25 protein-coding genes are annotated in these 25,685 nt (G+C 71.0%); 13 read left to right on the top strand and 12 right to left on the bottom strand.

Features of this window, described 5'->3' with window-relative positions:
* Positions 1–6: 6 nt before the first annotated feature.
* The 6 genes from ribD to DEJ16_RS11235 form a co-directional block, all read right to left on the bottom strand.
* On the bottom strand, positions 7–1,047 hold the full coding sequence (gene ribD, locus DEJ16_RS11210; protein WP_110824827.1) for a bifunctional diaminohydroxyphosphoribosylaminopyrimidine deaminase/5-amino-6-(5-phosphoribosylamino)uracil reductase RibD: 1,041 nt from the start codon (positions 1,045–1,047) through the stop codon (positions 7–9).
* Positions 1,048–1,112: 65 nt separating this feature from the next.
* Positions 1,113–1,700, bottom strand: coding sequence for a GNAT family N-acetyltransferase (locus DEJ16_RS11215; protein ID WP_110824573.1), 588 nt, complete (start codon positions 1,698–1,700; stop codon positions 1,113–1,115).
* A 6-nt stretch (positions 1,701–1,706) separates the two neighbouring features.
* A complete protein-coding gene (gene trpS, locus DEJ16_RS11220; RefSeq protein ID WP_110824572.1) occupies positions 1,707–2,714 on the bottom strand; it encodes a tryptophan--tRNA ligase in 1,008 nt (335 codons plus the stop codon).
* Between the two features lie 35 nt (positions 2,715–2,749).
* On the bottom strand, positions 2,750–3,592 hold the full coding sequence (locus DEJ16_RS11225) for an exodeoxyribonuclease III (RefSeq protein ID WP_110824571.1): 843 nt from the start codon (positions 3,590–3,592) through the stop codon (positions 2,750–2,752).
* Positions 3,593–3,737: 145 nt separating this feature from the next.
* Positions 3,738–4,010 (bottom strand): HPr family phosphocarrier protein, encoded by a 273-nt coding sequence (locus DEJ16_RS11230; protein ID WP_110824570.1) that lies wholly within the window; start codon positions 4,008–4,010, stop codon positions 3,738–3,740.
* 99 nt (positions 4,011–4,109) lie between these two features.
* Entirely contained in the window at positions 4,110–4,880 is a 771-nt protein-coding gene (locus tag DEJ16_RS11235) for a DeoR/GlpR family DNA-binding transcription regulator (protein WP_110824569.1), read from the bottom strand.
* Positions 4,881–5,121: 241 nt separating this feature from the next.
* Here DEJ16_RS11235 and ptsP point away from each other — a divergent pair, with 241 nt between their 5' ends.
* The 8 genes from ptsP to DEJ16_RS11275 all read left to right on the top strand — a co-directional run bounded on the left by ptsP (position 5,122) and on the right by DEJ16_RS11275 (position 13,142).
* A complete protein-coding gene (ptsP, locus tag DEJ16_RS11240) occupies positions 5,122–6,780 on the top strand; it encodes a phosphoenolpyruvate--protein phosphotransferase (RefSeq protein ID WP_110824568.1) in 1,659 nt (552 codons plus the stop codon).
* 62 nt (positions 6,781–6,842) lie between these two features.
* Positions 6,843–8,402, top strand: coding sequence for a PTS mannitol transporter subunit IICB (locus DEJ16_RS11245; protein WP_181419564.1), 1,560 nt, complete (start codon positions 6,843–6,845; stop codon positions 8,400–8,402).
* A gap of 75 nt (positions 8,403–8,477) precedes the next feature.
* On the top strand, positions 8,478–8,915 hold the full coding sequence (locus DEJ16_RS11250) for a PTS sugar transporter subunit IIA (protein ID WP_110824566.1): 438 nt from the start codon (positions 8,478–8,480) through the stop codon (positions 8,913–8,915).
* Entirely contained in the window at positions 8,912–10,063 is a 1,152-nt protein-coding gene (locus DEJ16_RS11255; protein ID WP_110824565.1) for a mannitol-1-phosphate 5-dehydrogenase, read from the top strand. The genes DEJ16_RS11250 and DEJ16_RS11255 overlap by 4 nt, the downstream gene beginning before the upstream one ends.
* 113 nt (positions 10,064–10,176) lie before the next feature.
* Positions 10,177–11,109: an NADP-dependent oxidoreductase gene (locus tag DEJ16_RS11260; protein ID WP_110824564.1), complete on the top strand. Its 933-nt coding sequence runs from the start codon at positions 10,177–10,179 to the stop codon at positions 11,107–11,109.
* Positions 11,110–11,270: 161 nt separating this feature from the next.
* Positions 11,271–11,972, top strand: coding sequence for a DUF805 domain-containing protein (locus DEJ16_RS16060; RefSeq protein ID WP_309146410.1), 702 nt, complete (start codon positions 11,271–11,273; stop codon positions 11,970–11,972).
* A gap of 33 nt (positions 11,973–12,005) precedes the next feature.
* Positions 12,006–12,626, top strand: a complete 621-nt coding sequence (locus tag DEJ16_RS11270) for a DUF805 domain-containing protein (protein ID WP_258365937.1) — start codon at positions 12,006–12,008, stop codon at positions 12,624–12,626.
* Positions 12,627–12,683: 57 nt separating this feature from the next.
* Positions 12,684–13,142 carry a DUF805 domain-containing protein gene (locus tag DEJ16_RS11275; RefSeq protein WP_258365938.1) on the top strand — a complete coding sequence of 153 codons (459 nt, stop codon included), beginning with the start codon at positions 12,684–12,686 and terminating at the stop codon, positions 13,140–13,142.
* A 66-nt stretch (positions 13,143–13,208) separates the two neighbouring features.
* On the opposite strand, the gene DEJ16_RS11280 is transcribed toward DEJ16_RS11275, so the two are convergent.
* The 6 genes from DEJ16_RS11280 to DEJ16_RS11305 form a co-directional block, all read right to left on the bottom strand.
* Entirely contained in the window at positions 13,209–13,850 is a 642-nt protein-coding gene (locus DEJ16_RS11280; RefSeq protein WP_181419565.1) for a TNT domain-containing protein, read from the bottom strand.
* Between the two features lie 51 nt (positions 13,851–13,901).
* The gene (locus DEJ16_RS11285) at positions 13,902–14,675 is read right to left on the bottom strand and encodes a succinate dehydrogenase iron-sulfur subunit (RefSeq protein ID WP_110824560.1); all 774 of its coding nucleotides are present in this window, start codon (positions 14,673–14,675) and stop codon (positions 13,902–13,904) included.
* A gap of 1 nt (position 14,676) precedes the next feature.
* Positions 14,677–16,470, bottom strand: a complete 1,794-nt coding sequence (gene sdhA, locus DEJ16_RS11290) for a succinate dehydrogenase flavoprotein subunit (protein ID WP_110824559.1) — start codon at positions 16,468–16,470, stop codon at positions 14,677–14,679.
* A gap of 54 nt (positions 16,471–16,524) precedes the next feature.
* Positions 16,525–16,971 carry a succinate dehydrogenase, hydrophobic membrane anchor protein gene (sdhD, locus tag DEJ16_RS11295; protein WP_110824558.1) on the bottom strand — a complete coding sequence of 149 codons (447 nt, stop codon included), beginning with the start codon at positions 16,969–16,971 and terminating at the stop codon, positions 16,525–16,527.
* A 10-nt stretch (positions 16,972–16,981) separates the two neighbouring features.
* Complete coding sequence (sdhC, locus tag DEJ16_RS11300) at positions 16,982–17,443, bottom strand: succinate dehydrogenase, cytochrome b556 subunit (protein ID WP_110824557.1); 462 nt, start codon at positions 17,441–17,443, stop codon at positions 16,982–16,984.
* Positions 17,444–17,518: 75 nt separating this feature from the next.
* A complete protein-coding gene (locus DEJ16_RS11305; RefSeq protein ID WP_309146411.1) occupies positions 17,519–18,706 on the bottom strand; it encodes a glycosyltransferase family 1 protein in 1,188 nt (395 codons plus the stop codon).
* A gap of 215 nt (positions 18,707–18,921) precedes the next feature.
* Between DEJ16_RS11305 and DEJ16_RS11310 the strand changes: the two genes are divergently transcribed.
* The 5 genes from DEJ16_RS11310 to DEJ16_RS11330 all read left to right on the top strand — a co-directional run bounded on the left by DEJ16_RS11310 (position 18,922) and on the right by DEJ16_RS11330 (position 25,675).
* Complete coding sequence (locus tag DEJ16_RS11310) at positions 18,922–20,037, top strand: mannose-1-phosphate guanylyltransferase (RefSeq protein WP_110824555.1); 1,116 nt, start codon at positions 18,922–18,924, stop codon at positions 20,035–20,037.
* Between the two features lie 267 nt (positions 20,038–20,304).
* The gene (locus DEJ16_RS11315) at positions 20,305–21,378 is read left to right on the top strand and encodes a BMP family protein (RefSeq protein ID WP_110824554.1); all 1,074 of its coding nucleotides are present in this window, start codon (positions 20,305–20,307) and stop codon (positions 21,376–21,378) included.
* Positions 21,379–21,471: 93 nt separating this feature from the next.
* Entirely contained in the window at positions 21,472–22,992 is a 1,521-nt protein-coding gene (locus DEJ16_RS11320; protein ID WP_110824553.1) for an ABC transporter ATP-binding protein, read from the top strand.
* Positions 22,989–24,389, top strand: coding sequence for an ABC transporter permease (locus DEJ16_RS11325; protein ID WP_375232110.1), 1,401 nt, complete (start codon positions 22,989–22,991; stop codon positions 24,387–24,389). Before DEJ16_RS11320 ends, DEJ16_RS11325 begins: the two co-directional genes overlap by 4 nt.
* Complete coding sequence (locus tag DEJ16_RS11330) at positions 24,386–25,675, top strand: ABC transporter permease (RefSeq protein WP_110824552.1); 1,290 nt, start codon at positions 24,386–24,388, stop codon at positions 25,673–25,675. Before DEJ16_RS11325 ends, DEJ16_RS11330 begins: the two co-directional genes overlap by 4 nt.
* Positions 25,676–25,685 lie beyond the last annotated feature (10 nt).

Raw genomic sequence — 25,685 nt, forward strand, 5'->3', positions numbered from 1 at the left:
CGTCGGTCATGGGGTGCTCCGGTCGGTGGGGGCCCCGTCGACCGCGTGATCGGACCGCTGGGGGACCGGACGGGCGCGGACCAGCAGATCGGGGCCGAGGCTGGACGTCGACAGTACACGCAACATCCGCGCTCCCTGGATGCTTCCCACCCCGATGTCGTCGAGTGCCACCCGGGGACCGCCGAGCAGCACGGGGGCGAGGTAGACGAGCAGCTCGTCGGCGAGCCCGGCCGCGATGAACGCCGACGCGACGGTCGGCCCGCCCTCGACGAGCACGCTGTGCACCCCCTGCTCGCGGAGGGACCGGAGTGCGCCGTCCAGGTCGTGGCCGGGGATCGTGACGAGACCACGGGGGTGCCGGTGCAGGGCCGCGTCGGCAGGCAGCGGCCGGTCGCCGAGGACGACGGGCAGGGGCTGGTCGGCGAGGAACTCCCCGGCGTCGCCGCGGGCGGTCAGGCTCGGGTCGTCCGCCAGCGCGGTCCCGGTACCGACGAGGACGGCGTCGTGCGCGGCACGCTGCTCGTGCACGTGCTGCCGGGCGGCGGCACCGGTGATCCACCGGCTCGACCCGTCCGCCGCCGCAGCGCGGCCGTCGAGGCTGGAGGCCCACTTCACCGTCACCCAGGGTCGCCCGAGCCGGACCGAGAGCAGCCACCGCTCGAGGAACGCCTCGGCGTCGTCGGCGAGGACCCCCGGCACGACGTCGACGCCGGCGGCACGGAGCCGGTCCGCCCCGCCGTGTGCCGCCGCCCCCGGGTCGTCGACGGCGTACACGACCCGGCCGACGCCGGCGTCGATGAGGGCGACCGAGCAGGGCCCGGTCCGGCCGGTGTGGTCGCACGGCTCCATGGTCACGACGGCGGTCGCACCGCGGAGCAGGGCCGGATCGACCTTCCGCATCGCGTCGACCTCGGCGTGCGCGGTACCGGCGCCCTTGTGCCAGCCCTCTGCCAGCACGTCACCCGCGGGGGAGAGGAGGACGGCGCCGACCCGGGCGTGGTCGCCGACGGCGGGGCCGCGGGCGGCGAGCTCGAGCGCCCGGCGCATGGCGCGGACCTCGACGTCGCGGACCCCGACGTCGCGGACCGGGGTCGTGTCGGGTGCGGAGTCGCTCACGGAGCGAGACTACCGGCGGGGCCCGTCATCGAGTCGGGCGGCCAGGGCAGGTCCGACGCCGGGGTGCCGTCCGCCCGACGGAGCCCCTTCCACGCGGCGGCGGGGGACCCGTCCCGGTTCGGGACGAGGGCGTCGCCGGTGCCGGTGTACGCGAAGCCGGCGCGCCGGGCGACCGCGGCCGAGGCGGTGTTGCCGACGTAGCACTCCCAGTACACGTCGGGCGCGCCGCGGTCGAACGCGAACCCGACGACGAGCTCGACGGCGTCGTGCACGAGCCCGAGGCCCCGGGCAGACGGGGCGAGCCAGAACCCGAGGTCCCGGCGGGCGGTCCGGTAGCTGATCACCCCGTCGAGCCAGGTCGAACCGGGTCGACGGATCGCCCAGGTGTACTCACGGTCGGAGGCCCACCCCGGCCCGACGAGCGCGTCGACGAACGTCGTGGCGTCCTGCTGTCGGTAGGGCTGCGGGATCGTCGTCCAGCGCACGATCTCCGGGTCCTGGCAGGCTTGCGTGATCGCGGGCGCGTCGGTGCGGGTGGGGACGTCGAGCCGGACCCGCGCCGACTCGAGCGTGACGGGGAGCACGGGCGCTCAGCGGGCGCGCGGCACGAAGCCGATGGCGTCGTAGACGCGGGCGAGCGTGGCATCCGCGATCGCCTCGGCGCGCTCGGCACCGACGGCCAGCAGGCGGTCCAGCTCGGCCGGGTCGTCGAGGAGTTCGAGGGTGCGGGCGCGCACCGGTTCGAGTTCGGCGACGACGGCGTCCGCCACCGCACCCTTGAGGTCGCCGTAGCCCTTGCCGGTGAACGACGTCTCGAGGTCGGTGACCGCGGTGCCGGTGAAGGCGGAGAGGATCGCGAGCAGGTTCGTCACGCCCGGCTTCGCCTGCCGGTCGGCACGGATCTCGCGCTCGGTGTCCGTCACGGCCGACCGGATCTTCTTGGCGGTCCGCTTCGGGTCGTCGAGCAGGCGGACGAGGCCGTTGTCGGACGCGGCCGACTTGCTCATCTTGCTGGTCGGGTCCTGCAGGTCGTAGATGCGAGCGGTCTCGGAACCGATCCGGGCCTCCGGGACGACGAACGTGTCGCCGAAGCGCGAGTTGAAGCGCTGGGCCAGGTCGCGCGTCAGTTCGACGTGCTGGCGCTGGTCGTCGCCGACCGGGACGACCGCCGTGTCGTAGAGCAGGATGTCCGACGCCATGAGGATCGGGTACGTGAACAGGCCGACCGAGGCGGCTTCCGCACCCTGGCGCGCCGACTTGTCCTTGAACTGGGTCATCCGGCTCGCCTCGCCGAAGCCCGTCAGGGTGTTCAGCACCCAGGCGAGCTCGGCGTGCGCGGGGACGTGCGACTGCACGAACAGCGTCGACTTCGACGGGTCGATGCCCGAGGCGATGTACTGCGCCGCGGTCGCCCGGGTGCTCGCCCGCAGTTCCGCGGGGTCCTGCGGGGAGGTGATCGCGTGCATGTCGACCACGCAGTAGATGGCGTCGTGGTCGTCCTGCAGGTCGCGCCACTGCATGAGGGCGCCGATGTAGTTGCCGAGGTGGAGCGACCCGGCCGAGGGCTGGATGCCGGAGAAGATGCGCGTGCTGGTCATGCGGAGAGTCCTGGTGCTGGGGAGCGAGCGGGGGATCAGAGGTCGTAGTCGACGACCACGGGGGCGTGGTCGGACCATCGCTGGTCGTACGCGGCGGCGCGGTCCACGGTGTACGAGGTCACGGTCGCGGCGAGCTCGGGCGTCGCGACCTGGTAGTCGATGCGCCACCCGGAGTCGTTGTCGAACGCCTGACCGCGCCAGGACCACCACGTGTACGGGCCGTCGACGTCGCCGGCCTGGGCGCGACCGACGTCGACCCAGCCGAGACCCGGACCGGTGGAGCCGTCCGCCCCCTCGACCTGCTCGCCCTCGGCCCCGAAGAACCGGCTGAAGTAGGCGCGCTCGCGCGGCAGGAAGCCGGCGCGCTTGACGTTGCCCTTCCAGTTCTTGATGTCGCGCTGGTCGTGGCCGACGTTCAGGTCACCGACCACCACGGCGAGCGGGTTGTGCGCGCGGAGCGCGGGCAGGCGCTCGGTCATGGCGTCGAGGAACTTCCACTTCTCGACCTGCTTCGGGGTGTCGACCTCGCCCGAGTGCACGTAGGTCGACACGACGGTGACGGTGCGGCCACCGATCTCGTAGTCGGCCTCGAGCCAGCGGCCGGCGGAGTCGAAGTCCTCCGCCCCGAGCTCGACCCGGTGCAGGTGGGCCCGGTGCCGCGAGGCGATGGCGACGCCGGCGCGGCCCTTGGCGGTGGCGGGGTCGTGCACGACGTCCCACTCATCGCCGAGCAGGCCGGTCAGGTCCTCGGTCGAGGCGCGCACCTCCTGCAGGGCGAGGACGTCGACGTCGCGCTCGGCGAGCCAGTCGCCCATGCCCTTCCGGAACGCGGCACGGATGCCGTTGACGTTGACGGTCGCGAGGCGCAGGCGTGTCATGCACCAACCCTACCGGCGCGCCCCGACGCCCCGGGCGTGCCCGCGGGAGGGGCGACCGGACGACGGACGGGAGGCCCGTCACCAGCTGGTGACGGGCCTCCCGTCGGCACGGCGACCGTGTGGTCGCGCGGACTCCGGACGCGCGTCAGGCCGCGTCGTGGTCCGTCTGCAGGAAGTCGACGAGGCTGTCCGCGGTGGTCTCGGCGTCGTCGCCGGACACGGTCAGCACGACCTCGTCACCGTTCTCCACACCGAGGCCGAGCAGGCCGAGGATGCTGCCGGCGTTGGCCGACTTCTCACCCTTGGCGATCGTGACCTGGTGGCCGGACGCGGTGACGTTCTGGACGAACAGCGAGGCGGGGCGGGCGTGCAGGCCGGACGCGCTCGCGACGGTGACGGTGCGGGTGGCTTCGGACATCGATGGACTCCTGTCGATGGGTGGTGCGCTCATGCTAGCGAGCGCCTGGCGGGTGGTTCCCGGGTCTCGTGGACGCGGACGGCCGACGTGCGGGGACGGTCAGTCGCGCCCGGGCCAGAAGACCTCGGTACCGGCGGCCTCGACCTCGCGGACGAGGTCCAGGTTGACGCCGGGGTCGGTGATGATCGTGTCGATCGCGGCGAGCGGGGCGACCCGGCCGAACTCCTCGCGCCCGAACTTGGTGTGGTCGGCGAGCAGGATGCTCCGGCGGGCGGACTTGATCATGGCGCTCTTCACGGCCGCCTCGGCCATGTTGTGCGTCGTCAGGCCGCGCTCGGGGGTGATCCCGTTGATGCTGACGAACGCGACGTCGACGCTCACCATGCCGATGAGCTGGTGCGTCCACGTGCCGACGCCCGCGAGCGAGTCGCTGCGGATGTTGCCACCGAGCAGGTGCAGGTCGATGCCGGGCCGGTTCGCGACGGCCATCGCGACGGGGAGCGAGTGCGTGACGACGGTGAGGCCGCGGTCGGTCGGCAGCAGCTCGGCGAGGCAGATCGTCGACGTGCCGGCGTCGATCATCACCGACCCGTTCTCGGGCAGCTCCTCGAGCGCGGCCTCGGCGATGACCATCTTCTCCGTCTGGTTGATGCCGCCGCGGTCACCGACGCCCGGGTGCAGGGTGACGCGCTCGACGGGGATCGCACCACCGTGGGCACGCCGGACGAGCCCGCGGCGCTCCAGGCTCGTCAGGTCGCGTCGGATTGTCTCCGGCGTGACGGCGAGCAGTTCGGCGAGGTCCTTCACGTCGACCCGGCCGTGCGCGCGCGCCTGTTCGACGATGCGCTGGTGGCGTTCTGGTGCGTACATCGGTGCCTCGTCGGATCGGAACGGACAAGCTCGGGCACGATCGCCGCGAGTGACCCGCGGCCGGACGTCCCGGCAGACGCAAACGGGCATCTGTTTCTGCATTTTTATCCCCGGATGTGTTTGTTTGTCAACGCGGGGCGATGTAAGGTGCTGCAAGACCGTCCGGATGCAGCACGCCCCGGATGCAGCACCGCCCCCGAACCGCCCACCGCTGCTGCGCGTGAGATGAAGGAGTCTCCCCATGTCCGATCTGCTCGGAACCGGCGTCGGTCGCGGCGTTGCCCACGGCCCGGTGCTCCGGATGGCGGACCCGCTGGGAGAGCCGTCGACCACCCCGCTCGAGGGCTCGGCCGAGGACGCGAAGCAGGCCGTGCACGCCGCGCTCGCCGCGGTCGCCGAGGACCTCACGAAGCGCGGCCAGCTCGCAGGCGGCGACGCCCAGGCCGTGCTCGAGGCGCAGGCGCTCATGGCGCAGGACCCGACCCTCCTCGACGACGTGCACGCGCGCATCGACGGCGGCACGAACGCCGAGCGTGCCGTGTACGAGGCGTTCGCGCAGTTCCGCGACCTGCTCGTCGGCATGGGCGGCTACATGGGGGAGCGCGCGGCCGACCTCGACGACGTCGCCCAGCGCATCGTCGCGAAGCTCCGCGGCGTCCCGGCCCCCGGCGTCCCCGAGTCGGACGCCCCGTTCGTGCTTGTCGCCCGCGACCTCGCACCGGCCGACACCGCGCTCCTCGACCTCGACAAGGTCCTCGCCCTCGTCACCCGTGACGGCGGCCCGACCTCGCACACCGCGATCCTCGCCCGCGCCAAGGGCATCACGGCCGTCGTCGGCGTGAGCGGTGCCGACGACCTGGTCGAGGGGCAGCAGGTCGTCGTCGACGCCGTCGCCGGCACCGTCGTGACCGACCCCTCCGCCGAACTCGTCGCCGACGTCGAGCAGCGCATCGCCGACCGGCGCGCCGCCGCCGCCGCACCGCTCACGGCGGGCGCGCTCGCCGACGGGCACGTCGTCCCGCTGCTGGCGAACCTCGGCAGCCCCGCCGACGCGCAGGCCGCGGTGGACCTCGGCGCCGAGGGCGTCGGACTGTTCCGCACCGAGTTCCTGTTCCTCGACGCGCCGACGGCACCGACGGTGGAGTCGCAGCAGAAGTCGTACGAGCAGCTGCTCGCCGCGTTCCCCGGCAAGAAGGTCGTGGTCCGCGCGCTCGACGCCGGTGCCGACAAGCCGCTCCCGTTCCTCACCGACAAGGACGAGGAGAACCCGGCGCTCGGTCGTCGTGGCCTCCGCGCCCTGCGGAACCAGGAGCAGGTCCTCCGCGACCAGCTCACCGCACTCGCCCGGGCCGACGCCGCGACCGAGGCCGACCTCTGGGTGATGGCCCCGATGGTCGCCGACGCCGAGGAGACCGAGTACTTCGTCGGGCTCGCCCGCGAACTCGGCATCCGCACCGCCGGCGTGATGGCCGAGGTGCCGTCGCTCGCGCTGATGGCCGAGCAGGTGTTCCGCTCCGCCGACTTCGTGTCGATCGGCACGAACGACCTGACGCAGTACACGATGGCCGCCGACCGGATGCTCGGCACCGTCGCGAGCTACCAGGACCCGTGGCACCCCGCCGTCCTGCGCCTCGTCGCGCAGCTCGGTGCGGCCGGTGCCGACGCCGGCAAGGCGGTCGGCATCTGCGGTGAGGCGGCAGCCGACCCGCTGCTCGCCGTCGTCCTCGTCGGACTCGGTGCCACCACCCTCTCCATGACCCCCGCGGCCCTCGCCGACGTGCGTGCCGAACTCGGCCAGCACACCCTCGACGAGGCCCGCGAGATGGCGACGGCAGCACTCGCCGCGAGCACGGCAGCGACCGCCCGGTCCGCCGCCGCAGCCGCGGTGCACGCCGCCTGACCCGCCCCCTCCCGCACCACTCCCGATCCCTGCAGCAGCACACACACAGAGAGTCAACGCACATGACAACGTCGTCCGTTGCAGCGCCAGACACCCGCGACAAGTCGCGGGGTGGCGCTCGCGTCGCCGTCCAGAAGTTCGGCACGTTCCTGTCCGGCATGGTGATGCCAAACATCGCGATCTTCATCGCGTGGGGCCTCATCACCGCGTTCTTCATCGAGACCGGCTGGACGCCCGTCGGCGTCCTCGGCGGCTTCGGCGAGACGGACGGCGTGGCCAACATCGGCCTCGTCGGCCCGATCCTGACCTACCTCATCCCGCTCGCGATCGCCTTCCAGGGCGGCCGGATGGTCTACGACACCCGCGGCGCGGTCGTCGGTTCGATCATGGCCATGGGCGTCATCATCGGCGCCAACGGCACGATCATGATCCTCGGCGCGATGATCTGCGGCCCGCTCGGCGCCTGGCTCATCAAGCAGATCGACAAGATCTGGGACGGCAAGATCAAGCCCGGCTTCGAGATGCTCGTGAACAACTACGCGGCCGGCATCCTCGGCTTCGTGCTCGCGCTGATCGGGTTCTTCTGGCTCGCCCCGCTGTTCAAGCTCATCGCCGAGGGCCTCGGCGCCGCGGTGAAGTTCCTCGTCGACAGCTCGCTGCTGCCGCTCGCCAGCGTCATCATCGAGCCGGCCAAGGTCTTCTTCCTCAACAACGCGATCAACCACGGCGTGCTCGACCAGCTCGGCGCGCAGCAGGTCCAGGACTCCGGCAAGTCGATCCTGTTCCTCCTCGAGGCGAACCCCGGTCCCGGTCTCGGCATCCTCCTCGCCTTCACCTTCTTCGGTGTCGGCATCGCCCGCTCGACCGCTCCCGGTGCGATCCTCATCCAGTTCTTCGGTGGCATCCACGAGATCTACTTCCCGTACGTGCTGCAGAAGCCGATCCTGTTCGTCGCCGTCATCCTCGGCGGCGCGACCGGTGTCGCCACGAACGTCGCCTTCCAGTCCGGCCTCGTCGCCCCGGCGTCGCCCGGTTCGATCATCGCGGTCCTCACCGCGACGGCGAAGGACAGCTACGTCGGCGTCATCCTCTCGGTGGTCCTGTCGGCGGCCGTGTCCTTCGCGGTGGCCTCGTTCTTCCTCCTCGCCAGCCGCAAGCGTGACCTCGCCGCGGGCAACGCCGGCGACATGAGCGCCGCCATGGCGAAGCTCCAGCAGAACAAGGGCCGCGACGTCAACGCCGCGACCTCGGGCCTGCTCGGCGACAACTCCCCGGCCAACGAGGAAGAGGCCCAGGCCTCGCTCGGCGGCGTCGGTTCTGCCAGCACCGCCACGGCGACGCGCGTCGAGAACGTCGTCTTCGCCTGCGACGCCGGCATGGGCTCGAGCGCCATGGGTGCGAGTGTCCTGCGGAACAAGATCAAGAAGGCTGGTATCGAGGGTGTGACGGTCGTCAACAAGGCGATCGCGAACCTCTCGGGTGACGAGGACCTCATCATCACCCAGGAGGAGCTCACGGACCGCGCGAAGCAGAAGAACCCGAACGCCCAGCACGTCTCGGTCGGCAACTTCATGAACGCTCCGCAGTACGACCAGGTCGTCGACCAGCTCAAGAACCAGTAAGACAAGAGCACGATGGGAGAGGGGACGGGCGACCGTCCCCTCTTCCGCCGTCACCCACGAACAAGGAGACCCCGAATGCCCGTCCTGCAGGAGAGCCAGATCCGCATCCACACCGAGGACGCCGCGCCGACCAAGTCGGAGGCGATGAAGGAGGCGGCTGCGATCCTCCAGGACGCCGGTGCGGTCACCGCGGACTACTACCCCGCCATGCTCGAGCGCGAGAAGAGCGTCTCGACCTACATGGGCAACTTCCTGGCGATCCCGCACGGGACGAACGACGCGAAGGACGCCATCAAGGCGTCGGCGCTCTCGTTCGTCCGGTACGCCACCCCGATCGACTGGGACGGCAACGACGTCCGGTTCGTCGTGGGCATCGCGGGGGTCAACAACGAGCACCTCGACATCCTCAGCAAGATCGCGATCGTGTTCTCCGACGAGGACCAGGTCCAGGCCCTGACCGAGGCGCCCGACGCCGCGGCCGTCCTCGCGATCCTCGGTGAGGTCAACGAGTGAGCACCGCCGTCCACTTCGGCGCCGGCAACATCGGCCGCGGCTTCGTCGGCCTCCTGCTGCACCAGGCCGGCTACGAGGTCGTCTTCGCCGACGTCGCCGCACCGCTCATCGACGCCCTCGCCGCCGCCGACACGTACACCGTGCACGAGGTCGGCGCAGGTGCGCAGGACCACGAGGTCACCGGCTTCCGCGCCGTGAACAGCGCGCAGGACGAGGCCGGCGTCGTCGCCGAGATCGCGACCGCCGACATCGTCACCTGCGCGGTCGGCCCGACCGTCCTCAAGTTCATCGCACCCGTCATCGCGAAGGGCCTGCAGGAGCGTTCCGTCGACGCCGCCCCGCTCGTCGTGATGGCGTGCGAGAACGCGATCAACGCGACGGACCGCCTCCGCGAGTTCATCGTCGCCGCCCTGCCCGAGGACGCGCGCGAGGGCGCGCTGGCCAAGGCCGTGTTCGCCAACACCGCCGTCGACCGGATCGTGCCCGCGCAGCCCGCGGACGGCGGCCTCGACGTCACGGTCGAGACCTACTTCGAGTGGGCCATCGACCGCACGCCCTTCGCCGGTGCCGAGCCGACGATCCCCGGCGCGCACTACGTCGACGGCCTCGCCGCATCGATCGAGCGCAAGCTCTTCACCGTGAACACCGGCCACGCCACGGTCGCCTACCACGGCTTCCTCGCCGGCGCGGACAAGATCTCGGACGCCGTCGCCCTCCCGACCGTGCGCTCGGCGCTGGAGGCCGTGCTCGCCGAGACGAGCGACCTGCTCGTCCGCCGGCACGAGCTCGACCCCGAGGTGCACCGCGCCTACGTCGAGGCGATCATCGCCCGCTTCGAGAACCCGCACCTCCCGGACACGGTCACCCGTGTCGGTCGGCAGCCCCTCCGGAAGCTCTCGCGCGACGAGCGCTTCGTCTCCCCGGCGGCGGCCCTGGCGGAGAACGGCGCCGAGCCGACGGCACTGCTCGACGCGATGGCAGCGGTGCTCCGCTTCGACGTCGCGGACGACGAGCAGAGCGTCGAACTCCAGGCACTGCTGCGGTCCGACCGGTCGGACGCCGACATCGCGTCCGAGATCACCGGTCTCGGCGGTGAACACCCGCTGCACGCGTCCTTCACCGGACGGGTCGGAGCGGCGCGCGCCTGAGCGCTCGCGACCACGAGACGGACGGGAGGCCCGGTACCAGCTGGTACCGGGCCTCCCGTCCGTCTCGGCATCGCCTGTCGACCGAGCGATCGGCTCCGAGTACCGTCGCGGCCATGACGAAGCAGTGGGTGGCGACGCGTCCCGGTGGCAGTGAGACCTTCGAACTGGTGGACGTCGCGGTCCCGGCGCCCGGTCCCGGTGAGGTGACCGTCAGCGTCCGGGCCGCCGGTGTGAACCCGGCCGATGCCAAGCACACCCGGGACGGCGACCCCGCCGACTTCCCGCTCCCGATCGGGTACGAGGTCGCGGGCGTCGTCACGGCGGTCGGGCCGGACACGGACATCGCCTCGGGCCCGGTCGCACCGGGCGACGAGGTCCTGGCGTTCCGGGTGCGGGGCGGATGGGCCGAGGCGGTCACCCTGCCAGCCCGTGACGTCTTCGCGAAGCCGCCCGCGATGGGGTTCGCGGAGGCCGCGAACCTGCTGCTCGCCGGCACGACCGCTGCGGACCTCATCCGGGTGACCGACGTCGCCGCCGGTGAGACCGTGCTCGTGCACGGAGCCTCCGGGGCCGTCGGCGTCAGCCTGCTGCAACAGCTCCGGATGCTCGGGGCGCGAGCGATCGGCACCGCCTCCGCCGCGAACACCGACACCGTCCGCCGCTCCGGCGGCGAGTGGGTCCCGTACGGCGACGGCCTGGAAGCGCGGGTCCGCGACCTCGCGCCGCATGGCGTCGACGTGGCCCTGGACTGCGTCGGCTCCGACGAGGCCGTCGACGTCTCACTCGCGTTGGTCGCCGACCGGGCACGCATCGCGACGATCGCGGCCTTCACCCGCGCTCCGGACGCGGGGATCACGGCCATCGGCGGGTCGCAGCCGGAGAGCGCGGCCTTCCGCGACGCCGTCCGGCAGCGGCTCGTCGACCTGGCCGGTCGAGGGGAACTCGTCGTCCCGGTCGCTCGGACGTTCCCGCTCACCGAGGCACGCGCGGCGCTCGACCTGCTCGAGTCCGGGCACCCGGGCGGGAAGATCGCCCTCCTGCCCTGAAGTCGGTCGTCGTCGGACATCGAGCACTGGCACACTGGGTGCAGCGCGCCGGGCCAGCGTGCGGGGGAGTGGGGCGGCCGTGACCGACGTCGCGGAGGTCCAGCCTCCGCAGACCGCTGGACGATCCCGGGCGTCTCGTCACCGTCTTCGGAAGGAACCCCGTGAGCGACCAGTACCCACCGCAGGACCCCTACGGCAAGCGACCCGGCGACGGGCGGTCCGACGGGCAGTCGCCGTACGGGCAGGCCCCGGGCGGGCAGTCGCCGTACGGGCAGGCCTCGGGCGGGCAGTCGCCGTACGGGCAGGCCTCGGGCGGGCAGTCGCCGTACGGACAGCAGCCGTACGGGCAGCCCTCGGGTGGGCAGTCGCCGTACGGGCAGCAGCCGTACGGGCAGCAGCCGTACGGATCTGGCCAGTACGGGCAGCAGCCGGCGCAGCAGCAGCCCTACGGGCAGCAGCCGGTGACGCAGGGTGAGCCGCCGCTCTGGGCGCCCTGGTACGGCATCCCGTTCCCCAAGGCCTTCACGCGGTTCTGGAAGAAGTACGTGCGCTTCGACGGCCGCGCCAGCCGGAGCGAGTTCTGGTTCTGGGCACTCTGGTGGGCGATCGGCAACATCGTCACGGGCACGATCGACACGGCCATCGGCGGGAGTGACTCCAACGTGGTCGGTGGCCTCTGGGCGCTCGCGACGCTCGTCGGCTTCATCGCGCTGACGGTGCGACGCCTGCACGACGTCAACATGTCGGGCCTGCTCGCCCTGCTGTTCATCATCCCGCCGGTGGGCGCCGTCTTCGCGCTCGTCATCGGGCTCCTGCCGTCCGTGCCCGCCGGCACACGGTTCGACGAGCCGCACCGCGGCTGACCACTTCCGATCATCGACACCCTGGGGGACCTCGTGACCGATCACCATCCCGTGCCGGACGCCGGCGGACAGCCCGGCAGCCAGCAGCCGTACGGGAAGCAGCCGTACGGCGAGCACCAGTACGGACAGCCGCAGTACGGACAGCCGCAGTACGGACAGCAGACGCCGGGTGCAGCGGCTCCCGTCGGGCCGGACGGGCAGCCGCCGCTCTGGGCGCCCTGGTACGGCATCTCACTGCCGAAGGCCGTCGGCCGCTTCTTCCGGAAGTACGCGACCTTCAGCGGCCGCGCGAGCCGCAGCGAGTTCTGGTGGTGGACGCTCGTCACCGCCGTCGTCTCCACGGTGCTCACCGGCGGTGGATTCCTGCTCGCCGCCGCCCTCGCGTCGACCCGGACGGTCCAGACGGACTACGGCACCTACGAGGTGCAGAACCCGGCACCGCCGATCGCCTTCGTGTTCCTCATCGCCGGCCTGCTGTGGGCGCTCGCGACGCTCGTGCCGTCCCTCGCGCTCGGCTGGCGTCGGCTGCACGACGCGAACCTGTCGGGTGCACTGTGGATCATCGCGCTCTTCGTCGGGATCGTCGGCATCGTCTTCGGCGTCCTGCCCTCGAACCCCGATGGCGCACGGTTCGACCGACCCGGGGACCGCTGAGCGCCTGCCGGTCGCGTCACGACGGCGCCCTCCATCCACGAACAGGGCGCCGTCGTCGTGTCGGCGGCTGGCCGCGCGCGGCCAGCCCGTCTTGGCCGCCTTGCTGACGCGGTCGAGCGGGTCTTCCGGAAGTACGTCCGGTTCGACGGGCGTGCGAGTCGCAGCGAGTTCTGGTGGTGGTCCCTCGCCCAGACGATCGTCATCGGCGTGCTCTACGTCCTCATCGGCATCGGGGGAGCGACGTCGGACCTCCGGACAGACCCGGTCACGGGGACGACCTCCGGGACGCCGAACGCGCTCTACTGGATCGCCGCGGTGCTCCTGGGCCTCTACTCGCTCGCGACGATCATCCCGAACCTGGCGGTCACCTGGCGTCGGCTCCACGACGCGAACCTCGCGGGGCCCTTCTTCTTCCTGTCGGTCATCCCGTTCTTCGGCGGGATCATCCTGATCGTGCTGACGATCCTGCCGTCGAAGCCGGAGGGGCAGCGGTTCGACCGCCCCGAGCGCGGCTGACGTCCACCACACGACGGAGCCCTCCTGCCCGATCGGGCAGGAGGGCTCCGTCGTGTGCTGAGCGGGTCAGACGACCCGGACCCGCGCGAGCGATCCGTCGACGACCAGGTCGCGGATCGTCGTCGCCGGGTCGGCGATCTCGAACCGGAGTGCGCCGCCCGGCTGGTCGAACCACGGACGCACGAAGCGGACGGTGACGAGGAACGGGCGCTCGACCACGTAGCGGTGCACCTCGGGGGAGACCGTGGCGTGCGGCGGCAGGGACCGGGCGTGGAGCGGGGTCTCGATCGGGTGCAGCAAGTACCCGTCCGGGCCGCCGATGCGGTCCACCGGCACGCCGGCCGGGATCTGGATCGTCAGACCGGCGTCACCGGTCGCCGCGACCTGCTGCGCCAGCTGCGGGTAGGTCGACGCCGACCGGTCACGCATCTGGTCGAGGTCGGACCGGCGGATGTCCCGCGCGTCCGGGAACGGGCGGTTCAGGAACCGGCGGAGCATCTCGACCGCGTCGTCCTCACCACGTGCGGTGGCGAGCCGTCGTGCGGTGCCGTAGTCGACGACCTCGATGGCGAACGAGTCGGCGTCCGCGGGGACGATCCGCAGCGCACCCTCCACCGGCGGCTCGTGCAGGGTCTCCCCGGGGAGCTGCACGTACCGGACCGTGTAGCCGAGCTGATCGAGGATGGGCCGAGTGTCCGCGAACGTCATGAGCGGGAGCCTAGCGCGCCCGCCCATGACGTTCCTGGCGGAGTCGATCCGCTAGCCACGGCCGCGCATCACGGCCTGCTTGACTTCGGAGATCGCCTTCGTCACCTGGATCCCGCGGGGGCAGGCGTCGGTGCAGTTGAAGGTCGTCCGGCAGCGCCAGACGCCCTCCTTGTCGTTGAGGATGTCGAGGCGCACGTCGGCCGCGTCGTCCCGCGAGTCGAAGATGAAGCGGTGTGCGTTCACGATCGCGGCGGGCCCGAAGTACTGCCCGTCGGTCCAGAACACCGGGCACGAGGACGTGCAGGCGGCGCAGAGGATGCACTTCGTCGTGTCGTCGAACCGTGCGCGGTCGGCGACGGACTGGATGCGCTCCTTGCCCTTCTCCGGTGCGGACTTCGGCTGCAGGAACGGCTGGACCTCGCGGAAGGACGTGAAGAAGGGCTCCATGTCCACGATGAGGTCCTTCTCGAGCGGCAGACCCTTGATCGCCTCGACGTAGATCGGCTTCGAGATGTCGAGGTCCTTGATCAGGGTCTTGCACGCCAGACGGTTGCGCCCGTTGATCCGCATCGCGTCCGAGCCGCAGACGCCGTGCGCGCAGGAGCGTCGGAACGTCAGCGACCCGTCCTGCTCCCACTTGATCTTGTGCAGCGCGTCGAGGATGCGGTCGGTCGGCAGCATCATGACGTCGAAGTCCTGCCAGCGCGGCTCGTCGTCCACGTCCGGGTCGAAGCGGCGGACGATCACCGTCACGGAGAACGATCCGGGAGGCGCGTCCTGCACGGTGTCGGTGCGGGGTGCGTCGGAGACCAGGGTGTCGGTCATCTCAGTACTTCCTCTCCATCGGCTCGTAGCGCGTCATGACGACGGGCTTCCAGTCGAGCGTGATGTGGTCGTCGGCGAGTGACGAGTGCGGATCGCCCGTCAGGTACGCCATGGTGTGCTGCATGTAGTTCTCGTCGTCGCGCTTCGGGTAGTCGTCGCGCATGTGCCCGCCGCGGGACTCCTTGCGGTTCCGGGCGGAGTACACGACGACCTCGGCCAGGTCGAGCAGGAAGCCGAGCTCGACGGCCTCGAGCAGGTCGGTGTTGAAGCGCTTGCCCTTGTCCTGCACGGACACCTGCATGAACCGGTTGCGGAGCGTGTGGATCGTCTCGGTGACCCGTGCGAGCGACTCGTCGGTCCGGAACACCTGCGCGTTCTTGTCCATCTCCTCCTGCAGCTCCTTGCGGAGCACGGAGACGCGTTCCGTCCCGGTGGAGGCCCGGAGCTGCTCGAGCATGCCGCGCACGTTCGCCGCGGGGTCCTCGGGCAGCGGCAGGAACTCGGCGGTCTGCACGTACTCGGCGGCGTTGTTGCCCGAGCGCTTGCCGAACACGTTGATGTCGAGCAGCGAGTTCGTGCCGAGACGGTTCGACCCGTGCACCGAGACGCAGGCGCACTCGCCCGCGGCGTAGAGGCCCGGGACGACCGTGGTGTTGTCGGCGAGGACCTCGGCCTTGACGTTCGTCGGGATGCCGCCCATCGCGTAGTGCGCCGTCGGCATCACCGGCACGGGTTCGACGACCGGGTCGACGCCCAGGTAGGTCCGGGCGAACTCGGTGATGTCCGGCAGCTTCGTCTCGAGCACCTCGGCACCCAGGTGGGTGCAGTCGAGCAGCACGTAGTCCTTGTTCGGGCCGGCGCCGCGCCCCTCGGCGACCTCCTGCACCATGCACCGGGCGACGATGTCACGCGGCGCGAGGTCCTTGATCGTCGGGGCGTACCGCTCCATGAACCGCTCGCCGGAGGCGTTGCGAAGGATCGCGCCCTCGCCGCGGGCGCCCTCGGTGAGCAGGATGCCGAGCCCGGCCAGCCCGGTCGGGTGGAACTGGAAGAACTCCATGTCCTCGAGCGGCAGGCCGGTGCGCCACACGATGCCGACGCCGTCGCCGGTCAGCGTGTGCGCGTTCGACGTGGTCTTGAACATCTTGCCGAAGCCGCCGGTCGCGAAGATCATCGCCTTCGCGTGGAACACGTGCAGCTCGCCCGTCGAGAGCTCGAAGGCGACGACGCCGGCGGGCTGCTTGCGCGTGACCCCGTCGTCCCCGACGACGTCGACCATGATGAGGTCGAGCGCGTAGAACTCGTTGTGGAACTCGACACCGAGCTTCACGCAGTTCTGGAAGAGCGTCTGCAGGATCATGTGGCCCGTGCGGTCGGCCGCGTAGCAGGCGCGGCGCACCGGTGCCTTGCCGTGGTCACGCGTGTGACCGCCGAAGCGGCGCTGGTCGATCTTGCCCTCGGGCGTGCGGTTGAACGGCAGACCCATGTTCTCGAGGTCGATGACCGCGTCGATCGCCTCCTTCGCCAGGATCTCGGCAGCGTCCTGGTCCACCAGGTAGTCGCCGCCCTTGATCGTGTCGAAGGTGTGCCACTCCCACGAGTCCTCTTCGACGTTCGCGAGCGCTGCCGCCATGCCGCCCTGCGCCGCGCCCGTGTGGGAGCGCGTCGGGTAGAGCTTCGAGATGACCGCGGTCTTCGCCTTCGGCCCGGCCTCGATGGCGGCTCGCATGCCGGCGCCTCCCGCGCCGATGATGACGATGTCGTACTGGTGGTGGTGGACGGTGATGTCGGTCACAGGGGTCTTTCGATCAGGAGGTGGAGCGTGCGGGACGTCGTGCGCGAGGCGTCGCTACTGCGCGGGGCAGAACGACGGCAGGTCCGCGGCGGCGGCGCCGGCGGGGCACGGGTCGAAGGTCCAGCACACGAGCGTGCCGAGGACGATCAGGAGCACGCAGGCGAGGAGCACCGCGCCGAGCAGGGTCTTGCGGACGCCGGGCTTGGCCACGTAGTCGTTGATGATCGTCCGCATGCCGTTCGACCCGTGGACGAGCGCGAGCCAGAGCATCGCGGTGTCCCAGACCCGCCAGAACGGGCTCGCCCACTTGCCGGCGACGAAGGCGAAGTCGATCTGCTTGACGCCCTCGCCGGCGACCATGTTGACGAAGAGGTGACCGAAGATGAGCACGACGAGCAGCACGCCCGACGCGCGCATGTAGATCCAGCCCCACTTCTCCCAGTTGGTGGTGCGGCGGGCAGCGTCGGCGCTGCGGGGCGGAGCGATGGTCTCGGTGGTCATGACGGAGCCCTCAGTTGAAGTCGGCGACGAGGTTCATGAGCTGGCGCGGCAGGAAGCCCGCGATCGCCACGGCCCAGAGCACGAGGACGACCCAGAACATGGCCCGCTGGTACTTCGGACCCTTCGACCAGAAGTCGATGAGGATGATCCGCAGCCCGTTGAACGCGTGGAACACGATGGCGCCGACGAGGGCGATCTCGCCGAGGTTCATCAGCGGTGTCTTGTACGTGCCGATCACGGCGTTGTACGCCTCGGGGGAGAGCCGGACCAGTGCCGTGTCGAGGATGTGCACGAGCAGGAAGAAGTAGATCGCGACGCCGGTGATCCGGTGCAGGACCCAGGACCACATCCCGATGCTCCCGCGGTACAGCGTTCCCTGCGGGACACGCGTCCGAGGTGCGTCGATCGACGTACCGTCGATGGTCACCTGCGGTACGGCTGTCGCCGTCCCGCCTGCGGTCTGCTCGGCCATGAGCTCGCCTTCCCGTAGGGCCGGCGCACCGATCGGCGCGCCGTTGCCGTCGTGTTCGTGTGGAACACCTCCATCCTACGTCCGAGCACCGACCTTCTCGTTCCACCCCGTCCGGGCGGTGCGCGTGGGGGCCGGGGGAGCGCCGATCGTGCGGGCCGTCTCGTGGTGCGCGAGCAGTTCGTCGCCGACCGCCTCCCACGTGGTGCCCTCGACGCGGAGGCGGCCGGCGCACCCCATCCGCTCGGCCAGCGTCCGGTCGGCGTGGAGCCGGGCGACCGCGGCGCGCAGGGCCAGCGGGGCATCCGGGTCGTAGAGCTCGCCGTCGAGTCCCGGGGCGACGAGGTCGAGCGGTCCGCCGGAGGCCGGGGCGACGACCGGCAGGCCGGCCGCGTGGGCCTCCTGCAGTGTCTGCCCGAACGTCTCCGCCGCACCCGTGTGCACGAAGACGTCGAGCATCGCGTAGGCGTCGGCCAGGTCGGCACCGCGCAGCGGTCCGGTGAACGTCACGTCCAGGTGACGGAGTCGACGCTCGAGGAACGGCCGGGAGGGTCCCCCTCCTGCGACCACGACCCGGATGCCCGGCATGCCGCCGAGTTCGGCGAGCCGCTCGACCTCCTTCTCCGGTGCCAGCCGTCCCACGTAGCCCACGATGGTCTCGCCGCGCGGCGCGATGCGGCGGCGCATCGCGCGGACGTGGGCAGACGTCCGGCGAGCGGGGTGGAACAGCGCCGTGTCGACGCCCCGGCCCCATCGGGCGACCCGCGGCACGCCCTCCTCGGCGAGCATCGCCGCGGTCGCGGAGGACGGCGCGAGCGTCAGCGAGGCGCCGGCGTGGATCCGCCCGAGGACCCGGCGGACCAGCGGGGCGGCCGCGGAGAGGCCGTTGCGGCGGGCGAACCCGGCCACGTCGGTCTGGAAGACGGCGACGGAGGGGATGCCGAGCCTCCCGGCCGCCGTGATCGCGCGGCCCCCCAGCAGGAAGGGGCTGGCTGCGTGGAGCACGTCGGCGCCGGAGGCGGCGAGGATGGTGTCGAGGACCGGGTGCGGGAGTGCGACGGGGAACTGCCGGTACGCGACCGCGGGGATGCGGTGGACGTCGAACCCGAGGTGCCGCTCCTGTTCCGACCGTGACCGCCAGGCAGCGGGACCCGGGGTGTCCGGGGCGATGACCACCGCTCGGTGGCCGCGTCGGCGGAGGTGTTCGAGCACCGCGAGGACGCTCGTGGTGACGCCGTTGAGGGTGGGCAGGAAGCTCTCGGTCACGACGGCCACGGTCCGGGGGGACTCGGTGCCTCGCTCCACGCTGCGTGCGTTCATGGCACGGCCCATGTTCCGGGCGGCGCGTGGACGAGCGGGGGGTGCGACGTGAACGCGGCGCACGCGAGGGGTGAACAGACCGTGCGTCGTCCAGGGCAGCCGTCCACGACACGTCCAGGTCGCACGCAGCTGCTTCCCCGGGCCGCCGGTACGGTGGGCGCGTGACGGACGCACTCGACGACTTCTACGCGATCATCCCGGCCGGCGGCATCGGCTCCCGCCTGTGGCCGCTCTCGCGCGCCGACGCCCCCAAGTTCCTGCACGACCTGACCGGTTCCGGTTCCTCGCTGCTGCGACAGACCTGGGACCGCCTGGCGCCGCTCGCGGGACCGGACCGGATCATGGTCGTCACCGGGCGGGCACACCGTGCCGCCGTCGAGTCCCAGCTCCCCGGCGTCCCGGACCACAACGTCGTGCTCGAGAGCGAACCGAAGGACTCCACCGCAGCGATCGGCCTCGCCGCGGCGATCCTGCACCGTCGTGAGCCGGACGTCGTGATCGGCTCCTTCGCCGCCGACCACGTCATCGGTGACGCCCGCGGGTTCCGCCGGTCCGTGCGCGAGGCCGTCGCGGCCGCCCGGGCCGGGTACATCACCACGATCGGCATCACGCCCTCCGAGCCCGCGATCGGCTTCGGGTACATCCACGCCGCCGACGACGCCCTCGGCGCCGACGGTGCACCGACCGCACACGCCGTCCGGTCCTTCGTCGAGAAGCCCGACCTCGGGACCGCGGAGGCGTACCTGCGGAACGGCTCGTACCTGTGGAACGCCGGCATGTTCATCGCCCGCGCCGACGTGCTGCTCGCCGAGATCGGACGCACCGAGCCGGAGCTGCTGGCGGGCATCGAGGAACTCGCGGCCGCCTGGGACACCCCGGCCCGCGGTGTCGTCGTCGACCGGATCTGGCCGGGGCTGAAGAAGATCGCGATCGACTACACCGTCGCGGAGCCCGCAGCCGCCGCAGGGCGGATGGCGGTCGTGCCGGGCGACTTCGACTGGGACGACGTGGGCGACTTCGCCTCGCTCGCCAAGCTCCAGTCGGGCGGGCGGAAGAACAACCTCGCGGTGCTCGGCGACAACGCCCGCATCCTGGCCGACTCCGCGAGCGGCATCGTCGTGTCGCAGAGCAACCGGCTCATCTCGCTGATCGGCGTCGAGGACATCGTCGTCGTCGACACACCGGACGCGTTGCTCGTGACCACGAGTGCGAACGCGCAGCGGGTCAAGGGCGTGGTGGACGCGCTGAAGATCAGCGGGCGGGACGACGTGCTCTGACGAGCGGCTCGGCGGAAGCGACGGGAGCCCGCGCGATCTTCCAGGCCGCAGCCCGTCTGTAGCGCTCCATCACGAAACCCCTCGAACTGGGGCCACGACCCACGCGCAGCGTTTCCGGCGCGTTACAGCGCGGTCGCGATCACGTAACCGATGCGGGAGGGCGTCCAGAGGGGTCCTGCACCGCCCGGCCGGTCGTGTACTGTCCTCACGATCGCCCGGTGCGCAGTGACTCCGGGCCGACTCCCGATCTCCCCGGAGGAACCCCCCGTGTCATCTCGTTCCCGTCGCATCGCCATGAGCGGCCTCGCGCTCGTCGGCACCGTCGCCGTGCTCGCCGGCTGTGCGTCCGCCCCGTCCGAGTCCACCTCGTCCAAGAAGTCCGACTTCCTGCCCTGCATGGTGTCCGACGCCGGTGGGTTCGACGACAAGTCGTTCAACCAGCTCGGCTACGAGGGCATGATGTCGGCCGCTGACGACCTCGGCGCCCAGACCAAGAAGGCCGAGTCCAAGGACGCGACCGTCTACGACTCGAACATCCAGCAGCTCGTCAGCCAGAACTGCAACCTCGTCATCACGGTCGGGTTCAACCTCGCCGCCTCGACGAAGAAGCAGGCCGCGGCGAACCCGGACACCGACTTCGCGATCATCGACGACAACTCGATCGACGCCGAGAACGTCAAGCCGATCACCTTCGACACCTCGCAGGCGGCCTTCCTGGCCGGCTACGCGGCCGCGTCCTACTCGAAGTCCGGCGTCGTCGGCACCTTCGGTGGCATGCAGATCCCGACCGTCACCATCTTCATGGACGGCTTCGCGGACGGCGTCGAGTACTACAACGAGCAGAAGAAGAAGGACGTCAAGGTCGTCGGCTGGGACGTCGCGAGCCAGAAGGGCTCCTTCACCGGTGGCTTCGAGGCCGGCACCCAGGCGAAGTCGGTCGCGCAGTCGCTGCTCGACCAGGACGCCGACGTGATCCTGCCGGTCGGTGGCCCGATCTACCAGAGCGCCGCCGAGGCCATCAAGGACGCCGACAACGGCTCCGTCCTGATCGGCGCGGACAGCGACCTCTACGAGGCCGACCCCCGCTACAAGGACATCGCCTTCACCTCGATCGAGAAGGGCATGAAGCCCGCTGTCAAGGACGTCGTCGAGCAGGCCGCCAAGGGCGACTTCGCGAAGACCCCGTACGTCGGCACGCTCGAGAACGACGGCGTCGGCATCGCGCCGTTCCACGACTACGAGTCCAAGGTCGACTCGGGTCTGCAGGGTGAGCTCGACGAGATCAAGGCCGGCATCATCGACGGTTCGATCAAGGTCGAGACCGAGGCCACCGTCAAGTAGTCCGTCGAACGCGGGCGGGGGAACACTCCTCCGCCCGCGTTCTCGCGCGCACGGGGACCGTCGCGCACCCGAGACAGAAATAGACTCACCGACATGAAGCTCGAACTCCGCGGCATCACGAAGCGGTTCGGCACCCTGGTCGCCAACGACCACATCTCGATCACCGTCGAACCGGGCGAGGTGCACTGTCTCCTCGGCGAGAACGGTGCGGGCAAGTCGACCCTCATGAACGTCCTCTACGGCATGTACCAGGCCGACGAGGGCGAGATCCTGCTCGACGACGTCGTCCAGCACTTCGACGGGCCGGGCGACGCCATGCGCTCCGGCATCGGCATGGTGCACCAGCACTTCATGCTCGTGCCGGTCTTCACCGTGGCCGAGAACGTCATGCTCGGGCAGGAGGAGACGTCGTTCGGCGGGCGTCTCGACCTCGCCGGCGCCCGGAAGCGCGTGCGGGAGATCTCCGCCCGGTTCGGGTTCGACGTCGATCCCGACGCACGGGTCGGCGACCTGCCGGTCGGTGTGCAGCAGCGCGTCGAGATCATCAAGGCGCTGTCCCGTGACGCCTCGGTCCTGGTGTTCGACGAGCCGACGGCCGTCCTCACCCCGCAGGAGACCGACGAGCTGATGGGCATCATGCGCCAGCTCCGCGAAGCCGGCACCGCCATCGTCTTCATCACGCACAAGCTCCGTGAGGTCCGCGAGGTCGCCGACCGCATCACCGTCATCCGCCTCGGCAAGGTCGTCGGCGAGGCGTCCCCGACGGCGTCGAACAGCGAGCTCGCGGCGCTCATGGTCGGCCGCAGCGTCGAACTCGTCGTGGACAAGGCCCCGGCCGCCCCGGGGGAGGCCGCGCTCGTCGTCGAGGACCTGACGGTCACCGACGCAGACGGCATCGTGCTCGTCGACGACGTGTCCTTCACGGTCCGTCGTGGCGAGGTGCTCGCCATCGCCGGCGTGCAGGGCAACGGGCAGACCGAGCTCACCGAGGCGATCATGGGCCTCGAGCCCGTCCGCTCCGGCCGCATCACGCTCGACGGGCGCGAGGTCACCGGCCGCAGCGTCAAGCAGATCCTCGACGCCGGCGTCGGCTTCGTGCCCGAGGACCGCAAGGAGGACGGGCTGGTCGGGGAGTTCACCATCGCCGAGAACCTCATGCTCGACCGTGCCGACGCCACCGAGTTCGTCCGTGCCGGCACCATCCGCGCCGCCGAGCGGGACACGTTCGCCGACGAGAAGATCGCCGAGTTCGACATCCGCACGCCCGGACGCACCACGGCAGCCGGTCGGCTCTCCGGCGGCAACCAGCAGAAGATCGTCCTCGCCCGCGAACTGAGCCGGCCCCTGCGGCTCTTCGTCGCCGCACAGCCCACGCGCGGCATCGACGTCGGGTCGATCGAGTTCGTGCACAAGCGCATCGTCGAGACCCGCGACAGCGGCGTCCCGGTGATCGTCGTCTCCACCGAGCTCGACGAGGTCGTCGCGCTCGCCGACCGGATCGCCGTGATGTACCGCGGCACGATCGTCGGCATCGTCCCGGCGTCCACACCCCGCGACGTCCTCGGACTCATGATGGCGGGCGAACTGCCCGCAGGAACGGAGCTCGCCGCGTGAGCGACACCACGCCGGAGCACGGCGGCGCCACCCCGCCGTCGGACCGCAGCTCGACCCCCGTCGACGAGACCACGGGCCTCCCGGCCGGGTCCGACGCCACACCGGCGGTCGACGACCGCCTGCAGGAGGTGGCCGGACCGCCGCACCTGATGACCGACTCGGCAGCCGACAGCGAGCGCCGTGAGGGCGGCGACGGACGCTGGAGCGATGCGATGCGCAGCATCGTCAACGGCTCCGTCCTCACCACCGTGCTCGCGGTCGTCCTCGCCCTCGTCGCGAGCGGTGTCCTCATCGCGCTGACCGACAAGGACGTCCAGGCCGCGGCCGGGTACTTCTTCGCCCGACCGACCGACATGCTGCGCGCCGTCGGCACCGCGGTCGGCGGCTCGTACTCGTCGCTGTTCCAGGGTTCCGTCGTCAACTTCGGCGCCCCCTCGTTCGCGAGCGCGATCACGCCGATCACCCGCTCCGTCGACTACGCGGTGCCGCTCGTCGTCGCCGGCCTCGGCGTCGCCGTGGCCTTCCGCGCGGGCCTGTTCAACATCGGCGGCCAGGGGCAGGTCCTCATCGCCGCCGCGGCAGCTGGCTGGGTCGGGTTCTCGTTCGACCTGCCGGCAGCGGTGCACATCCCGCTGACGATCCTCGCCGGCATCGTCGGCGGCGCGGTCTGGGCCGGGCTCGTCGGCGTCATCAAGGCCCGGACCGGTGCCAACGAGGTCGTCCTGACGATCATGCTGAACTACGTCGCCCTCTACCTGCTCTCCTTCATGCTCCGGACCCCCGGGCTGCTGCAGGCCGGTGGGAGCCCGAACCCGATCTCCCCGGCGACCAAGGACAGTGCGCTGCTCCCGGCGCTGTTCGGACCGCGCTTCGGCATCAACGTCGGCTTCGTCGTCGCGGTCATCGCGGTCGTCGTCGTCTGGTGGCTGCTCAACAAGTCCTCGCTCGGATTCCGCTTCCGGACCATCGGCGAGAACCCGCGGGCCGCTCGCGTCGCCGGCATGAGCGTGCCGAGCCTGACCATCTGGGTGCTCGTGATCTCCGGTGGACTGATCGGCATCGCCGGCGCCTACCAGGTCGAGGGCGCGGTCACGACCGGGTTCACGTCGGGCATCGACGCCGGCATCGGGTTCGACGCGATCACGGTCGCGCTCCTCGGGCGTTCGAAGCCCTGGGGGACCTTCTGGGCGGCGATCCTGTTCGGCGTGCTGAAGAACGGCGGCTACGCCATGCAGGCCGCCAACGGGATCCCGATCGACATCGTCGACGTCATCCAGGCCCTCATCGTCCTGTTCATCGCGGCCCCGCCGCTCGTGCGCGCGATCTTCCGGATCCCGCAGCCCGGCGCCCGTCGTCGCACCAAGCAGAGCACCAAGCGGAAGGCGGTCGCCGCGTGAGCACCCTCAGCCCCACCGCCGTCCCGGCGTCACCCGTCCCGGACCGCCCCGTCGAGACCACGAGGAGCTGGAAGGCGCCCGTCGCCTTCGTCGTCTTCTCGGTGCTCGCCGCCGTGCTGTTCCTCGGCGTCGGCCGGGGTGGCACGACCACGTTCCGGCTCGCCAACGCCGGCGACTTCGTCCAGCTGCCGGACGTCGGCTTGCCCGCGCTCGCGACCGGCGTCGTCGTCGTCGTGGTCCTGTCGCTCCTCACGGCCGTCTCGTTCGTCCTGGTCGGCCGGTACCGTCCGGTGCCGCTGTGGCTGACGAGCGTGTTCGCCGTCGTGTTCGTCATCGGCTTCCTCACGTGGGCGGCCGCGGACAAGACGGTCCCGCTGCCCGGTCTGCTCGTCGGTGCGATCGGCCTGAGCGTCCCGCTCGTGTTCGGTGCGCTCGGCGGTGTGATCTCCGAGCGGGTCGGTGTCGTCAACATCGCCATCGAGGGGCAGTTCCTCGCCGGTGCCTTCACCTCGGCGCTCATCGCGTCGCTGACCGGGTCCGCGTGGGTCGGTCTCGTCGGCGCCCTCGTCGCCGGTGTGCTCGTGTCGTTCGTCCTCGCGGCGTTCAGCATCAAGTACCTCGTCGACCAGGTCATCGTCGGCGTCGTCATCAACGCGTTCATCTCCGGGCTCACCGGCTTCCTGTACTCGCAGGTGCTGTCGCCGGACGAGGAGCGCCTGAACGTCGGTGTCACCTTCCCGCGCTTCGAGATCCCCGTCCTGCACCAGATCCCGGTGATCGGCCCGGTGCTGTTCGAGCAGACCGTCATCGTGTACCTGGCGTACATCGCGGTCGCCGTCGTGACGTTCGCCCTGTTCAAGACGCGCTGGGGTCTGCGGCTCCGCGCGGTCGGGGAGCACCCGGAAGCGGCGGACACGGTCGGCATCAACGTCACCGGGACGCGGTTCTGGAACGTCTCGATCGCCGGTGCGATCGCCGGCCTGGGTGGTGCGTACTTCACACTCGACGCGGTCGGACCGTTCACGAAGGACATGACGGACGGTGCGGGCTACATCGCCCTGGCCGCCGTCATCTTCGGGCGGTGGGACCCGATCCGGGCCACGCTCGCGGCGCTCCTGTTCGGGTTCGCCTCGAACCTGCAGAACACCCTCGGCGCCATCAACTCGCCGGTGCCGAGCGAGTTCCTGCTCATGCTGCCCTACGTCGTCACGATCTTCGCGGTCGCCGGTCTGGTCGGGCAGTCGCGGGGACCGGCGGCCGCCGGCAAGCCGTACATCAAGAACTAGCCGGGAGGCA

Source organism: Curtobacterium sp. MCJR17_055, from assembly GCF_003224335.1.
In the GTDB taxonomy this organism is placed as follows: Bacteria; Actinomycetota; Actinomycetes; order Actinomycetales; family Microbacteriaceae; genus Curtobacterium.

Excerpts from the sequence above, each read along its gene's own strand:
- ribD (WP_110824827.1), bottom strand. The coding sequence starts at position 1,047 with ATGCGCCGGGCGCTCGAGCTCGCCGCCCGCGGCCCCGCCGTCGGCGAC.
- trpS (WP_110824572.1), bottom strand. The coding sequence starts at position 2,714 with ATGACCAGCACGCGCATCTTCTCCGGCATCCAGCCCTCGGCCGGGTCG.
- DEJ16_RS11225 (WP_110824571.1), bottom strand. The coding sequence starts at position 3,592 with ATGACACGCCTGCGCCTCGCGACCGTCAACGTCAACGGCATCCGTGCC.
- DEJ16_RS11230 (WP_110824570.1), bottom strand. The coding sequence starts at position 4,010 with ATGTCCGAAGCCACCCGCACCGTCACCGTCGCGAGCGCGTCCGGCCTG.
- DEJ16_RS11235 (WP_110824569.1), bottom strand. The coding sequence starts at position 4,880 with ATGTACGCACCAGAACGCCACCAGCGCATCGTCGAACAGGCGCGCGCG.
- ptsP (WP_110824568.1), top strand. The coding sequence starts at position 5,122 with ATGTCCGATCTGCTCGGAACCGGCGTCGGTCGCGGCGTTGCCCACGGC.
- DEJ16_RS11245 (WP_181419564.1), top strand. The coding sequence starts at position 6,843 with ATGACAACGTCGTCCGTTGCAGCGCCAGACACCCGCGACAAGTCGCGG.
- DEJ16_RS11250 (WP_110824566.1), top strand. The coding sequence starts at position 8,478 with ATGCCCGTCCTGCAGGAGAGCCAGATCCGCATCCACACCGAGGACGCC.
- DEJ16_RS11260 (WP_110824564.1), top strand. The coding sequence starts at position 10,177 with ATGACGAAGCAGTGGGTGGCGACGCGTCCCGGTGGCAGTGAGACCTTC.
- DEJ16_RS11280 (WP_181419565.1), bottom strand. The coding sequence starts at position 13,850 with ATGACGTTCGCGGACACTCGGCCCATCCTCGATCAGCTCGGCTACACG.
- DEJ16_RS11285 (WP_110824560.1), bottom strand. The coding sequence starts at position 14,675 with ATGACCGACACCCTGGTCTCCGACGCACCCCGCACCGACACCGTGCAG.
- sdhD (WP_110824558.1), bottom strand. The coding sequence starts at position 16,971 with ATGACCACCGAGACCATCGCTCCGCCCCGCAGCGCCGACGCTGCCCGC.
- sdhC (WP_110824557.1), bottom strand. The coding sequence starts at position 17,443 with ATGGCCGAGCAGACCGCAGGCGGGACGGCGACAGCCGTACCGCAGGTG.
- DEJ16_RS11320 (WP_110824553.1), top strand. The coding sequence starts at position 21,472 with ATGAAGCTCGAACTCCGCGGCATCACGAAGCGGTTCGGCACCCTGGTC.